The following is a 13,366-nucleotide window of genomic DNA, read 5'->3' as shown; positions in this document are numbered from 1 at the left end:
GGCGCTGCTCCGCCGGGCCGACGCCGACGACATCGCGCCTCTCGTGGGGCTGCTCCTGGCCGCGCCCCGCCAGGGTCGCCTCGGCGTGGGGTGGCGGGGGCTGACGGCCCTCGCCATCGAGCACACCACGACGCCGAGGTTGACCATCGCGGAGATCGACCACGCCTTCGACACCCTCGCGCACACCTCGGGCTCCGGTTCGGCGGGCGTGCGCAGCGAGCTGCTGCACGACCTCGCCGCCCGAGCCACCGCTCCCGAATGGGACTTCCTGACCAGGGCGATGCTCGGGGAGCTCCGCACCGGAGCGCTGAGCGGCGTGCTCCTCGACGCGATCGCCCGCGCCGCCGAGGCCCCGCCTGCCACGGTGCGACGAGCCGCCATGCTCTCCGGCGACCTCGGCGAGACGGCGCTGCTCGCGCTCACCGGCGCCGAGGGCGCACTCGACGAGGTCGGGCTCCGGGTGGGTCGCCCCGTGCTCCCGATGCTCGCGGCCACGGCGCCGACGCCCACGGCCGCTCTGGAGATCACCGGGCGCGCCTCGGTCGAGTACAAGCTCGACGGCGCGCGCATCCAGGTGCACCGCCGCGGCGACGAGGTCGGCATCTACACGCGGAGCCTCGCCGACGTCACCCACCGGCTGCCCGAGATCGTCGAGGTCGTCCGCGGTCTTCCCGCGCAGGAGGTCATCCTCGACGGCGAGACGCTGGCGCTCGACGAGGACGGCGGTCCCCGGCCGTTCCAGGAGACGATGTCGCGGTTCGGTGCGGATGCCGCGCGGGAACTCGCCCTGCGCCCCTGGTTCTTCGACGTCCTGCACGTGGACGGCCGTGATCTGCTCGACGAGCCGCTGTCGGTGCGTCAGGAGGTCCTGGCCGCGGTTGCCGGTGAGTGGCGCATGCCCGGCATCGTCACCGACAGTGCGGAGGAAGCCGAGCGTCTGTCCCGGGAAGCGCTGGCGGCCGGCCACGAGGGTGTGCTGGTCAAAGCCGTGGATGCGCCGTACGCCGCCGGTCGACGCGGCAAGTCCTGGGTGAAGGTGAAACCTGTGCTCACGTTCGACCTCGTCGTGCTCGGCGCCGAGTGGGGGTCGGGGCGCCGGCGTGGATGGCTGTCGAACCTGCACCTCGGCGCGCGGGACCCGGACGGCGACTTCGGCGACCCGGGCGGTTTCGTGATGGTCGGCAAGACGTTCAAGGGCCTCACGGATGCGCTGCTGCAGTGGCAGACCGACGAGTTCCCGGCGCACGAGAGCCATCGCTCCGCGTCGACGGTGTTCCTCCGGCCGGAGCTCGTGGTCGAGATCGCGATCGACGGCGTGCAGCGGTCCCCGCGCTACCCCGGCGGCCTCGCCCTCCGGTTCGCCCGGGTCAAGGGCTACCGTCCGGACAAGACCGCTGCGGAGGCCGACACGATCCAGACGCTCCTCGCCCTGCGGCGGGGCGCGACGGACGACGCCTGATCAGGCCGTGGGCGGGAGGCCTTCGTCCTCCTGACGCACGGTGCCGCGGAACGACCAGGGGAAGTCGATCCAGAGGTCGGTGTCCTTCCACGCGAAGTCCGGCTCGATGATCGTCGAGGGCTTCGTGTAGATCGTGACCGAGCGCACGTCGGCGCCCTTCTTCTGCAGCAGCTGCACCGCGAGCGCCAGCGTGCGACCGGAGTCGGCGACATCGTCCACGAGCAGGACGCGGCGACCGTCGAGATAGGCCATGTCGAGCTCCGGCGGCAGCACCTCCGGGGCGTCCAGCACGGTGCCGATGCCGGTGTAGAACTCGACGTTGATCGCGCCGCAGTTCTTCACGCCGAGCCCGTATGCGATGGCCCCGGCCGGGAGCAGGCCGCCGCGGGCGATCGCCACCACGACCTCCGGCTCGAAGCCCGTCGCCGAGATGTTCCGCGCCAGATCGCGCGTCGCCACGCCGAAGCCGTCCCAGGTGAGCGTCTCGCGCTCGATCGATGCATCCGTCATCGGTCCATTCTCGCGCATCCGCTCCGCCCGAGCCGCCGCTAGACTGAGCAGGTCCGGCCCCGCCGGTGCCTGAAAAAGAGGCACGAAGCACCTCGCATCGCCGCGAGGGCGAGACACATACGGATCCCCCTTCTCCGTCCCTGTCTCGAAAGGCTTCTCCATGCCCTCCGTCTCCGCGCACGTCGCCCTCACCCTCGCCCAGCACGTCGATGCCGTCTTCGGCGTCATGGGCAACGGCAACGCCTACTTCCTCGACGCCCTCGAGACGCAGACCGACGCCACGTTCACCGCCGTCCGTCACGAGCAGGGCGCGGTCGTCGCGGCCGACGCCCACTTCCGCGCCTCCGGCCGCATCGCCGCGGGCACGTCCACCTACGGCGCCGGCTTCACGAACACGATCACGGCGCTGGCTGAGGCCGTGCAGGCGCACGTGCCGCTCGTCCTCGTGGTGGGCGACGAGCCGACCTCGGGGCCGCGGCCGTGGGACGTGGACCAGATCGCGCTGGCCTCGGCGGTGGGCGCCCGCACCTACACCGTCGGGCGGACCGATGCCGCCGCGACCACCGTCATCGCCGTCGAGCACGCCCTCACCTATCGCGTGCCCGTGGTGCTCGCGATCCCCTACGACGTCGCGGCCCTCGAGGCGGGCGCGGTACCGGCGGCCCCGGCTCCCCGGCTCCCCGCGCCGCTCGCACCGCGCGGCGTGTTCGCCGAGGGCATGCTGGATGAGATCGCCGCCGCCCTGCGCGATGCCGAGCGTCCGTTCCTCCTCGCCGGCCGGGGCGCCTGGCTGGCCGGCGCCGGCGAGGCTCTGGGCGCCCTCGCCGCGCAGACCGGGCACTGACCGCCTCCTCCGCCCTCGGCCGCGGTATCTTCCCGGACACCCGGTACGACCTCGGGGTCACCGGCGGCTTCGGCGCCGAGGGGGCGATGGAGCTCGTGCGGACCGCCGATGTCGCCGTGGTCTTCGGCGCGAGCCTGAATCAGTTCACGATGCGCTTCGGCGACCTCTTCGCCCCTGGTACCCGGGTGTTCCAGGTCGACACCGCTCCGGCCGCCACGCATGCGCATGTCGGCGGCTTCGTGCGCGCCGATGCCCGTCTCGCCGCCGAGGCCCTCGTCACTCGCCTCTCCTCCGGGCACGACTTCGGAGATGGCGCAGAACTCGCCGAGGCCACCCCCGACTCCGGCGGCGAGTCGGGCACCGGCTCCGCAGTTGTGTCCGCCCGACCCTGGCGGGAGACGGTCGATGTCGCCGCGGCCCGCGCGTACGAGCCCGGGGACGACCTCGCACCCGACGGACGCCTCGACCCGCGTTCCGCCGCGCGCCGGATCGCCGAGCTCCTCCCCGAGGACCGCGTCGTGGTCTCGGACGGCGGGCACTTCATCGGCTGGGCGAACATGTACTGGCCGGTCGCCGCACCGGACCGGATGATGATGATCGGCACCGCGTTCCAGTCGATCGGACAGGGCTGGCCCAGCGTGGTGGGGGCGGCCCTCGCCCGTCGTGACGCGACCATCGTGCTCACCTCGGGCGACGGCGGCGGGCTCATGGCGATAGCCGACCTCGAATCGGCCGTGCGGGCGGCGGGCGGACGCGGCATGGCCGTGGTCTGGAACGACGCGGCGTACGGTGCCGAGGTCAACCTCTACGGGCTGAAGGGCTTGGCCGAGGGACCGATGCGCATTCCCGAGGTCGACTTCGCCGCGTTCGGAGCCGCGGTCGGCGCGGAGGGTGTCGTCGTGCGGACGCTCCACGACCTGGATCGCCTCGCCACCTGGGCCGAGGAGGACCCGGCGACCCGGCGCTTCCTCGTCCTCGACCTCCGGATCTCCGGCGACGTGATCGCGCCGTACCAGCAGGAGATCATCCGCGTGAACTCCTGACCCGCGCGGGCCGATAGGCTCCCGGGATGACGGATGCTCCCGAGGTCCTGCGCTACAGCGCCTTCGCCGCGACCGCGGACGGCGGCAACCCGGCCGGGGTCGTGCTCGCCGCGGACGGGCTCGACGAGGCGGACATGCAGCGGATCGCGGCCGAGGTCGGCTACTCGGAGACCGCGTTCGTGCAGGATGCCGCGGCGGACGGCTCCCACTTCCGGGTGCGGTACTGGTCGCCTGCCGCGGAGGTGCCGTTCTGCGGTCATGCGACGGTCGCGACCGCGGTCGCCCTCGCGGAACGGCAGGGTCCCGGGGCGGTCGTGTTCGAGACCGCGGCCGGAGACGTGTCGATGGAATCCTTCGCGGACGCGGACGGCCGGGTCACGGTGTCGTTCACGAGCGTCGAGCCGGAGGTGCGCGACCTCGACCCCGTCGTGCGTGACCGCCTCCTCGCGCTGCTAGGGATGGAGCCGGCCGATGTCGACCCGCGCTTCCCGGTCCGCGAGGCGTTCGCGGGCAACTGGCATCCGATCGTCTTCGTCGCCGACCGGGAGCTCTTCCACCAGTTCCGTTTCTCCCCCGCCGAGGTCGCCACTCTCATGCGCGCGCGGGGCTGGCACGGCACGGTGACGGTGCTGCACGCCGAGGATCCTGCCGAGATCCAGGCCCGCAACCTCTTCCCCGTGGGGCGCATCACGGAGGATCCGGCGACAGGGTCCGCGGCCGCTTCGGTCGGCGCCTACCTCCGCGCCCAGGGCTATCCGGGCGACACCGTCCGCATCCATCAGGGCGCCCACGTCGGTCGCCGAGCGAACTCCGCGTCGCGATACCGGCCTCCGGCGGCCTCGTCGTCTCGGGCGGAGCCACCCGCCTCCCCTGACCCCGGCCGCGGACTCCTCGGACTCGAGAGACGGAGCACGAGGCACGCGCGGTCACCCGCACGACGCGGTTCCGTCTGCGCGACCACAGCCCTCGCCCGTCCGTGCATCCGTCCCCGGATCGTGCATTCGTCACACCACCCGAGACCTCGCTCCTACGGCACGGTCTCACCGGCACGACCCGGCTCCGTCTGCACGACCAAAACCCTCCCCGGGTCGTGCACCCGCACCCGCGTCGCGCACACCGTCATCCGACTCGAGCCCCGCCTCCCCGGGCACCGGAACGTCTGCACGAGCCGGTTCCACCTGCACGACCAACCTCAGCCCCTGGTCGTGCACCCGCCCCGCCATCGTGCATCCGGAACCCGAACCGAACCCCGGAACCCGAATCGGAACCCGAGCCGGACCCCGGAACCCGAGCCGGACCCCGGAACCCGAACCGAACCCCGGAACCCGAACCGAACCCCGGAACCCGAACCGGAATCCGAACCGGACCCCGGAACCCGAACCAGACCCCGGAACCCGAACCGGAACCAGACCCCGGAACCCGAACCGAACCCCGGAACCCGAACCGAACCCCGGAACCCGAACCGGAATCCGAACCGGACCCCGGAACCCGAACCAGACCCCGGAACCCGAACCGGAACCAGACCCCGGAACCCGAACCAGACCCCGGAACCCGAACCCGGAACCCGAACCGGAGCCCGAACCGGACCCCGAGTCGTCACCCCTGGGCGCTGTAGTCCGGGAGCTCCTGCAGGGTCCAGGTGTTGCCATCGGGGTCGTCGAAGCGCACGAAGCGCCCCCAGTCCTGCTCGTCCACGCCCTCCGCCTCCACGCCGAGGCCGCGCAGGTGCGCGAGAGCCTCGTCGGCGTCGGGGACGACCACCTGGATGGTGTTCTGCTGCCCTGGTGCCAGGCCGGTGGTCAGCCCCGTGCCGAAGGCGATCGAGCAGGCCGATCCCGGCGGCGTCATCTGCACGAAGCGCAGCCCCTCGTACGGCACATGGTCGTGGTCGGCGTTGAAACCGATCTTCACGTAGAAGTCCTTCGCCCGGTCGACATCGCTGACCGGGACGAAGATGAGTTCGATCTTCCAGTCCATCACGCACTCCTCCTGCCGGGCTCCGTCACCCGTCGGCCCTCACAGTACGCGGGGCCTCCGACACCCGCCAGAGGAGTCAGAGCCAGCCCTTATCGGACGCGATCCGCACCGCCTGCGCCCGGTTCTCGGCACCGGTCTTGCCGATCGCGGCGGAGAGGTGGTTGCGCACGGTGCCCGCCGACAGGAACACCTCCGCCGCGATGGCCGCCGCGGATCGTCCGTCGGCGGCGAGCCGCAGCACCTGCCGCTCCCGGTCGCTCAGCGGGTTGGCTCCCTCGAACAGGCTCTCCTCGGCGAGTTTCGGATCGAGCACTCGGAGTCCGGCGTGCACGCGGCGCACGGCCGCGGCGAGCTCCTCGGCCGGGGTGTCCTTCACCACGAACCCGCTCGCCCCGGCGTCGAGCGCCGCGCGCAGGTATCCGGGTCGTGCGAACGTGGTCACCACGAGCACGCGCGTCTGCGGACTGACCGCGCGGATCCGCGTCGTCGCCTCGACGCCGTCCACCCTCGGCATCTGGATGTCCATCAGACACACGTCCGGCTGCAGCTCCTCCGCCAGGCGCAGCGCCTCCGCGCCGTCCGCTGCCAGGCCCTGCACCTGGAGATCCGGCTCCAGGTCGAGAAGGGCCCCGAGCGCCCCGCGCACGAGTGCCTGGTCGTCGGCGATGAGCAGCCGGATCGGAACCATCGGGGCCGCGGTCACCACGTCACCTCCACCAGCGTGCCCGCCGCCTCGCCCGGCCGCACGGCGAATCCGGCGCCCGCCGCCGCCGCGCGCTCCCGCATCCCCCGGATGCCGTTGCCCTCGCGATGCCCGGTCCCGGACGCAGGCCCGACACCGTCGTCCTCCACGGTGAGCACGCCCGGAGCGATGCGCACACGGACGGCCGCGGCACCGGAGTGCCGCAGCGTGTTGGTCGTCGCCTCGCGGAGGATCCAGCTCGCCGTGATCGCCTGGACCGGCGAGAGGGCGTCCGGGGTCCCGTCCACGACGAGCGCGATGTCGGCGGCGCGCAGCGAGTCCTCGGTCGAGGCGAGCTGCTCGACGAGGGTCGTCGCCCGCGCACCGGCGACGGTCTGCCGCACTCCGGCGATGGCCTCCGCGGTCAGACGTTCGATGTCGGCGAGCTCGGCCTTGGCGCGCTCCGGGTCGGAGTCCATCAGCCGCCGCACGAGCTGTGCCTTGAGTCCGACGACCGTCAGCGAGTGGCCGATGAGGTCGTGCACGTCGCGCGCCACGGCCTCCCGCCCCTCGCTGGTCGCCAGCTCCCTGCCCAGCTGCTCCGCCTCCGCCGAGCGCACGATGAGCCAGGTCGAGACCGTGTTCACGACGCCGAGGAGGGCGACGATCGCGAGGACGGACAGGTAGGAGAGGTTGTCGGGGATGAGGAAGACGCAGCCGGCCGCCACCACGAGCGCGGCGATGGTCGTGATCCAGTGCCAGGCACGGGTCAGTCCGTACGAGGCGAACGACATGATGAACGGCAGGAAGCTCAGCGCCGACCCGCCCACCGCCGGGATCGTGATCAGCGCGCAGGCGATGAGCGCGGCGAACGTGAACCACTGTCGCCGCGAGGGGGTGCGACCGAGGCCGCCTCCGCCGCGCATGCCGTGCATGAACCCCGTCACATAGAGGACGATGAACGCCACAAGCGCCACCCATCCCGTGACGACCCACGCCGGCGGAGCGGCGGAGGCGAGCAGCGCGAGGACCGGGTAGATCAGGAACACGAGCCAGACGACGGCCATCAGCCAGCCGAACCGTGCCCAGGGGTCCTTGCCCGTCCCGGATCGGGCGTCCGCCTCCCGGCCCTCCTGCATCGTCATCCGTCCAACCTACTGTCGCGCCGGGGCGCTCACCGCCGTGACCGTGAGCGCCGCACGCCCATCGTCACCAGCACCGCGAAGACGACGAGCCAGACCGCGACGTTGAGGAGCAGCATCCACAGCTCATCCGTCTGCCCCGTCGTCAGCACGCCCTCCGTGAGCGGCCACCGGCTCAGGGCGACGAAGCCGTACAACGGGGTGAACCGGGCGATGTCGAGCATGACGCCGTCGAGCGGCATGAACACGTTGCCGAAGAAGGCGAAGAAGGTCATCGAGATGGACGCGAGCGCGGCGGCGGAGTCGGAGCCGAAGAACAGGCCGACCCCGAGCCCGTAGAGGCCGAACATGAGGCCGATGCCGAGGATGAGGGCGGCGGTCACGACCCAGCGCCAGGCGCCGTCCGCCTCCGCGCCGGTGAGCAGCCCGGCGACGAACACCGCGACGAGGGCGAGCGCCGCGAACGACACGGCGGTGAGCAGCTTCGTCAGGGCGTAGCCGGTGGTCGTCAGCGGCGTCATCGCGAGCTGCCTTCCCCACCCCTGTTGGGCCTCGGTGGCCGCGAGCGAGGTGAGCGAGCTCATCGCCACCGCGGTGCCGTAGGCCGCCATCGAGACCATCACGTAGAAGGAGACGTTGCCGTTGCCGGCAGAAAGCGTGCCGTACCCCATGCCCGCACCGAAGAGCAGGTACATGGCCACGGGCATGGCGAGGGTGAAGGCGAGCGTGTAGGGGTTGCGCAGTTGGCGCAGCCCCTCGATGCGCAGCATGGTGGGCGAGACGGTCGTGGTCATGTCAGTCCTCCGTGAGGGCGGTGAAGGCGGTCTCGAGCGTGGGGGCGGTGATCTCCAGGTCGTGCGCTCCCCCGTCGAGCAGCAGGCGGGCGGCGGCGTCGGAGTCGGTGGCGCGGAGGCTGAGGCGGTCCCCGTCGATGCGCACGCCCGTCACGCCCTCCGCGGCGGTCAGCGCGGCGACCAGCGCGTCCGACACGGCGGGCACGGTGGCCGAGACCGTGCGCTCGCCCAGGCTCGCGCGGAGCAGGGCGGTGGGCGCGTCCGCGACGACGGTGCCCCGATGCATGACCACCGTGCGGCGGGCGAACTGCTCCGCCTCCTCCAGATAGTGCGTGGCGAACACGATCGTGCGCCCGGCGTCCGCGTCGGCACGCATCACGTCCCAGAAGTGGCGCCGCGCGGTGACGTCCATACCGGCGGTCGGCTCATCGAGCACGAGGATGTCGGGATCGGAGATCATCGCGAGCGCGAACTTCACGCGCTGCTGCTCGCCGCCCGAGCACTTGGACACCCGGCGGCGCGCGAGACCGGCGAGGTCGGCACGGCGCATCACCTCCGGCACGCGTGCGAGGGCTTCCCGCCCGTAGAGCGAGGCGATCAGCCGCACGGTCTCGCCGACGGTGAGGTCGCCGAGCAGCCCCCCGGTCTGCAGCACGGCTCCGATGGCCCCGTTCGCGGTGGCCCGCTCCGGAGCCGCCCCGAGCACGCGCACGGTCCCGCTGCTGGGGGCGGTGAGCCCGAGGAGCATGTCGAGTGTGGTGGTCTTGCCCGCGCCGTTGGGGCCGAGCAGGGCGACCACCTCGCCGCGCCGGATGGAGAGGTCGACACCGTCGACGGCCGGCACGCGGCGCTCGCCGCTGCCGAAGTGCTTGCGCAGGTCGATCAGCTCCAGCGCCACGGGTCTGTCATCGACGGCGGGGGACGCGGAGGACGACGCGACGCGCGGTGCCGCCTCCTGCACGGATGTCTCGTTCATGCCTCCAGCCTCGCGCCGGAGCGCGCGGCCGTCCGGAGGGCGGTGTCATCTCCTCGGCATGACACGTGTCATGCCGAGGGTCAGCGCGCCGGCAGCAGCGCCCCGTCCAGGAACTTCGCCAGCTCGTCCACGCCGTCCAGCGGGAGGATCGCGGCGACGTACTGGTCCGGACGCACGACGATCACGACGCCGTCGCGGGACAGCTCCCGCGCCTCGAAGATGTCCGTCTCGCACCACTTGCTCGGGCCCGCGGCGTAGACCTTCTCCCAGTCGGTGAGTCCGAGCGGGCCGGTCTTCGGCTGGAAGAGCTCGGGCGTCGTCGTGACCTCGACCTCCTCGAAGGGCTGCTGGTACACGGCCTTCACGTCGAACACGGCGTCGGCGTCGGCGTCGGCCGGGGTGAACCGCGCGAACACGGGCGCCGCCTCCTCCGCCCACGCGGCGAGCGCCTCCCCGGTCCGGTCGCCGAAGGCGTAGACCCGCCAGCGGCCGTCGGCCTTCGCATGGTGCCCGAGGTGGACGACGTTGCCGTCCCCGACCCGCACGACCTCCGCCGACTTGAAGCGCTTGCCCAGCGGGTAGCCGACCGCGAGCTCCTGATGGGCGTCGGTGCCGGTGATCATGGAGGACGTGTACTGGGTCATGAAACCGGAGGGGAACTCGGCCGTCGCGAGGTAGTACGTGGCCAGCTCGTTCGGGTCGGAGATCTCCTCCGGCTTGCGGGCCATGAGGCTGGACCACTCGCGGTCGAAGTCGATGAGCTGCTGCGCGACGGGACGACGCTCGGCGCCGTACGTGGCGAGCAGCGCCTCGGGGGCACGGCCGCTCAGCACGGAACCGAGCTTCCAGCCGAGATTGAAGCCATCCTGCATCGACACGTTCATGCCCTGGCCGGCCTTGGCGCTGTGCGTGTGGCAGGCGTCGCCGGTGAGGAAGACCCGCGGGCTGCGATCGACGCCGGGGTCGACGTCGTCGAAGCCGTCCGTCACACGGTGGCCCACTTCGTAGACGCTGTGCCAGGCCACCTGCTTCACATCGAGCGTGTAGGGGTGGAGGATCGCGTTGGCGCGCCGGATGATCTCCTCGATGGGCGTCTGGCGCACGCGGTGGTCGTCGTCCGCGGCGACCTCGCCGAGATCGATGTACATGCGGCTGAGGTAGCCGCCCTCCCGCGGGATGTGCAGGATGTTGCCGGCCTTGGAGTTGATCGCGCACTTGGTGCGCCAGTCCGGGAAGTCGGTGTTGACGAGCACGTCCATGACGCCCCAGGCGTGCGCGGCGCTCGCACCCACGTGCGTGCGTCCGATCGCCTGGCGCACCCCGCTCCGGGCTCCGTCGCAGCCCACCACGTACTTCGCCCGGACGATGCGCTCGTCCGCTTCCCCGACATGGCGGACGCGCACCTCGACCGGGTAGTCGCCCTCCTCGTGCACGGTGAGCCCGAGGAACTCGACGCCGTAGTCCGGCACGATCCGGCCGGGACCGTCGGCCGCCGCCTCGGCGAAGTAGTCGAGCACGCGCGCCTGGTTGACGATGAGGTGCGGGAACTCGCAGATGTCGTAGGCGTAGTCGGCGGTGCGGGTGGTCCGCACGATCTGATCGGGGTGCTCGGGATCGGGGCCCCAGAAGTTCATCCAGCCGATGTTGTAGGCCTCGGCGATGATGCGCTCGGCGAAGCCGAATGCCTGGAAGGTCTCCACGCTGCGGGGCTGGATGCCGTCGGCCTGCCCGAGGACGAGGCGGCCCTCGCGCTTCTCGATGATGCGGGTGGTGATGTCGGGGTACTGCGACATCTGTGCCGCGAGCAGCATGCCCGCGGGCCCGGAGCCGACGATGAGGACGTCGACCTCGTCGGGCAGGGCGGCGGGGCGGTCGATCCCGGTGCCGGCGGCGTCCTGCACGCGCGGGTCTCCGGACACATAGCCGTGGTGGTGGAACTGCATCGTCGTCGATTCCTTCCGGACGTCTTCGTCGGGTGTTGCGTCCAGGAACACGGTGTTCTATATTCGAACACAGTGTTCTACTATTGAACACAGCCTAGACCGGTGCCGCGCGCATCGCAAGGAGAGCCATGCCCGAGCGCCCCGCCGCCCCCGCGTCGCAGACGCTCAGTCGCGGCATCCGCATCCTCGAGGCGCTCGCCGACGCCCGCGGCGCGCTGACCATCGACGTCATCGCGGGGCGCCTCGACGTGCACCGGTCCATCGCCTACCGTCTCCTGCGCACGCTCGAGGATCACGGCCTCGTGACCCGCGATGCGAGCGGCGCCGTGAGCCTCGGCGCCCGCATGGCCGCTCTCGCCGCCGGCGTCGCCCACGACCTCCAGGCAGAGGCGTTGCCGGAGCTGACCGCCATCGCGAACGAGCTCGGCATGACCTGCTTCCTCGCCGTCCTCGATGGCGCCGAGTGCATCACCCTCGCCAGCGTCGAACCGCGGCACGCCGTCGCGAGCGTCGCCCAGCGCCCCGGCGCGCGGCACTCCGTCACGGTCGGCGCTCCCGGGAAGGCGATCCTCGCGCAGCTCGACCCGGCGGAGGTGCCCGTCGGCATCTCCCCCGCCCTGCGCGCCGACATCGACACCGCCGCCGCACGCGGCTATGCCACGAGCCACGACGAGGTCATCCCCACGGTGCAGTCCGTCGCCGTCCCGCTGCGTCTGCGCGGCCAGCGTCCTGCCGCGATCGCGGTCGTGCACGTGGCCACCGACCTGGACGACGGGGAGATCGCCGCGCGACTCCAGCGTTCCGCCGACCTCATCCGCTCAGCCCTCGAGGGCTGAGCCGGAACGCACGAGAGCGCACGCCCCCTCAGGGACGTGCGCTCTCGGATCGCCGGGTCAGACCTTCGCGAGCCCGCGGATCGGGCTGACGGACTGCTCCTCCTCGTGGTCCGGACCGAGCGGGATGCCCGACCGGTCGCGCAGCAGGAGCGTGGCGACGAGACCGAGGAGCGTCATGCCTGCGAGGTACCAGGTGACCGCCTCGGTGGAGCCGGTCTGATCGACGATGAACGTCGCGATGGTGGGCGCGAAGGCGCCACCGGCGATCGCGCCGATCGCGTAGGAGATGGAGACACCGGAGAACCGGATGCTCGCGGGGAACAGCTCGGTGTACAGCGCCGCCTGCGGCCCGTAGGTGAAGCCGAGGCCGATCGTGAGGATCGCGAGGCCCGCGAACAGCAGCCCCACCTCGCCGGTGTTGACGAGCGGGAACAGCGTGAACACGCCGACGAGCTGGAGCACCCAGCCGATGAGGTAGGTCGTGCGACGGCCGATGCGATCCGACACCCAGCCGGCCAGCAGCGTGGTCAGCAGCCAGGTCACGGCCGATCCGGTGACGGCCCACAGCACCGGCCCGCGCTCGAGCCCGATGGGTCCGTCGGGGTTCGTGGCGTAGCCCTGGATGTAGCCGCCGGTGGTCATGTAGCCCACGGCGTTGTTCCCGGCGAAGACGAGGGCTGCGATGATGACGAGCAGCAGGTGCTTGCGGAAGAGCTGCACGATCGGCATCTTCGCCTTCTCCTTGCGCTCGGCGAGCTCGGCGAACACCGGGCTCTCCTCCACGCGACGGCGGACGTAGTAGCCCACGAGGATCAGCACGACGCTGAGCAGGAACGGCACGCGCCAGCCCCAGGCGAGGAACTGGTCTCCCGGAGCGATCGCGGTCATCAGCGCCATGACGCCCGACGCCAGCAGCAGGCCGAGCGGCACGCCGATCTGCGGGGAGGCGCCGAAGATGCCGCGCTTCTTGCGCGGGGCGTGCTCGACGGCCATCAGCACCGCGCCGCCCCACTCGCCGCCGGCCGAGATGCCCTGCACGATGCGCAGCAGCACGAGGAGGATCGGCGCCATCACGCCGATGGTCTCGTAGGTGGGGAGCAGACCGATCAGGGCGGTCGCGGCGCCCATGAGGATCAGCGTCCACATCAGCACCGCCTTGC

At 71.7% G+C, this 13,366-nt stretch carries 10 protein-coding genes and 2 pseudogenes; 4 read left to right on the top strand and 8 right to left on the bottom strand.

Features of this window, described 5'->3' with window-relative positions; genetic code table 11:
* On the top strand, positions 1 to 1,459 hold a 1,459-nt coding region (locus AB1285_RS23490), incomplete at its 5' end, for an ATP-dependent DNA ligase (protein WP_429977957.1).
* Here the strand turns inward: AB1285_RS23490 and AB1285_RS23485 are convergent.
* Positions 1,460 to 1,969, bottom strand: coding sequence for a phosphoribosyltransferase (locus AB1285_RS23485; protein WP_292798040.1), 510 nt, complete (start codon positions 1,967 to 1,969; stop codon positions 1,460 to 1,462). It abuts the gene before it with no gap.
* Positions 1,970 to 2,129: 160 nt separating this feature from the next.
* On the opposite strand from AB1285_RS23485, the pseudogene AB1285_RS23480 reads away from it, so the two are divergent.
* Together AB1285_RS23480 and AB1285_RS23475 are read left to right on the top strand one after the other, a co-directional pair.
* Positions 2,130 to 3,856, top strand: a pseudogene (locus tag AB1285_RS23480) (thiamine pyrophosphate-binding protein).
* A 26-nt stretch (positions 3,857 to 3,882) separates the two neighbouring features.
* Positions 3,883 to 4,602: pseudogene (locus tag AB1285_RS23475) on the top strand (PhzF family phenazine biosynthesis protein); the annotation flags it as partial.
* 850 nt (positions 4,603 to 5,452) lie between these two features.
* Here the strand turns inward: AB1285_RS23475 and AB1285_RS23470 are convergent.
* The 6 genes from AB1285_RS23470 to AB1285_RS23445 all read right to left on the bottom strand — a co-directional run bounded on the left by AB1285_RS23470 (position 5,453) and on the right by AB1285_RS23445 (position 11,370).
* On the bottom strand, positions 5,453 to 5,833 hold the full coding sequence (locus AB1285_RS23470; RefSeq protein ID WP_292795384.1) for a VOC family protein: 381 nt from the start codon (positions 5,831 to 5,833) through the stop codon (positions 5,453 to 5,455).
* A 76-nt stretch (positions 5,834 to 5,909) separates the two neighbouring features.
* Complete coding sequence (locus AB1285_RS23465; RefSeq protein WP_259952189.1) at positions 5,910 to 6,521, bottom strand: response regulator transcription factor; 612 nt, start codon at positions 6,519 to 6,521, stop codon at positions 5,910 to 5,912.
* Positions 6,522 to 6,532: 11 nt separating this feature from the next.
* Entirely contained in the window at positions 6,533 to 7,660 is a 1,128-nt protein-coding gene (locus AB1285_RS23460) for a sensor histidine kinase (protein WP_292795387.1), read from the bottom strand.
* Positions 7,661 to 7,689: 29 nt separating this feature from the next.
* Positions 7,690 to 8,451 (bottom strand): ABC transporter permease, encoded by a 762-nt coding sequence (locus AB1285_RS23455; protein WP_292795389.1) that lies wholly within the window; start codon positions 8,449 to 8,451, stop codon positions 7,690 to 7,692.
* Between the two features lies 1 nt (position 8,452).
* Complete coding sequence (locus tag AB1285_RS23450; protein ID WP_292795391.1) at positions 8,453 to 9,427, bottom strand: ABC transporter ATP-binding protein; 975 nt, start codon at positions 9,425 to 9,427, stop codon at positions 8,453 to 8,455.
* Between the two features lie 80 nt (positions 9,428 to 9,507).
* Positions 9,508 to 11,370: an FAD-dependent monooxygenase gene (locus tag AB1285_RS23445; protein WP_292795415.1), complete on the bottom strand. Its 1,863-nt coding sequence runs from the start codon at positions 11,368 to 11,370 to the stop codon at positions 9,508 to 9,510.
* Between the two features lie 128 nt (positions 11,371 to 11,498).
* On the opposite strand from AB1285_RS23445, the gene AB1285_RS23440 reads away from it, so the two are divergent.
* Positions 11,499 to 12,206 (top strand): IclR family transcriptional regulator, encoded by a 708-nt coding sequence (locus tag AB1285_RS23440; protein ID WP_259951973.1) that lies wholly within the window; start codon positions 11,499 to 11,501, stop codon positions 12,204 to 12,206.
* A gap of 57 nt (positions 12,207 to 12,263) precedes the next feature.
* Here the strand turns inward: AB1285_RS23440 and AB1285_RS23435 are convergent.
* Positions 12,264 to 13,366: MFS transporter (locus AB1285_RS23435; RefSeq protein WP_429977956.1), on the bottom strand; the 1,103-nt coding region annotated here is incomplete at its 5' end.

The sequence above is a fragment of the Microbacterium sp. NRRL B-14842 genome, from assembly GCF_050470785.1.
This window is presented reverse-complemented; position numbering and strand designations above follow the sequence as displayed.

Excerpts from the sequence above, each read along its gene's own strand:
- AB1285_RS23485 (WP_292798040.1), bottom strand. The coding sequence starts at position 1,969 with ATGACGGATGCATCGATCGAGCGCGAGACGCTCACCTGGGACGGCTTC.
- AB1285_RS23470 (WP_292795384.1), bottom strand. The coding sequence starts at position 5,833 with ATGGACTGGAAGATCGAACTCATCTTCGTCCCGGTCAGCGATGTCGAC.
- AB1285_RS23465 (WP_259952189.1), bottom strand. The coding sequence starts at position 6,521 with ATGGTTCCGATCCGGCTGCTCATCGCCGACGACCAGGCACTCGTGCGC.
- AB1285_RS23460 (WP_292795387.1), bottom strand. The coding sequence starts at position 7,660 with ATGACGATGCAGGAGGGCCGGGAGGCGGACGCCCGATCCGGGACGGGC.
- AB1285_RS23455 (WP_292795389.1), bottom strand. The coding sequence starts at position 8,451 with ATGACCACGACCGTCTCGCCCACCATGCTGCGCATCGAGGGGCTGCGC.
- AB1285_RS23450 (WP_292795391.1), bottom strand. The coding sequence starts at position 9,427 with ATGAACGAGACATCCGTGCAGGAGGCGGCACCGCGCGTCGCGTCGTCC.
- AB1285_RS23445 (WP_292795415.1), bottom strand. The coding sequence starts at position 11,370 with ATGCAGTTCCACCACCACGGCTATGTGTCCGGAGACCCGCGCGTGCAG.
- AB1285_RS23440 (WP_259951973.1), top strand. The coding sequence starts at position 11,499 with ATGCCCGAGCGCCCCGCCGCCCCCGCGTCGCAGACGCTCAGTCGCGGC.